The organism is Kitasatospora phosalacinea, assembly GCF_000717185.1.
In the GTDB taxonomy this organism is placed as follows: Bacteria; Actinomycetota; Actinomycetes; order Streptomycetales; family Streptomycetaceae; genus Kitasatospora; species Kitasatospora phosalacinea_A.
Window position 1 is genome coordinate 1 of the sequence record NZ_JNYE01000332.1, and the last position, 203, is coordinate 203.

Here is a 203-nt window from a genome sequence, read left to right on the forward strand (position 1 = left end):
GCAGTTGGGTTCGTGGTGTCCGCGGCTGGCCGCCGATACCGCGCACGGGCGGTGGACGTACGCGGTGGACCTGGCGAGGGAGGACGGCAAGCGTCGGACCCGGCGGCGGGGCGGGTTCGCCAGCCGGGCGGAGGCGGCCCGGGAGATGGCGCGGGTGCTGGATGCCGAGTACCGGGGCGTGTACGAGGACCGGACGCTGCGCG

General features: G+C 76.4%; 1 protein-coding gene. It reads left to right on the forward strand.

Annotated features, from left to right (window positions below):
- A partial coding sequence (locus tag OO57_RS38270) for an Arm DNA-binding domain-containing protein (protein WP_033257561.1) occupies positions 1-203 on the forward strand: 203 nt, incomplete at both ends.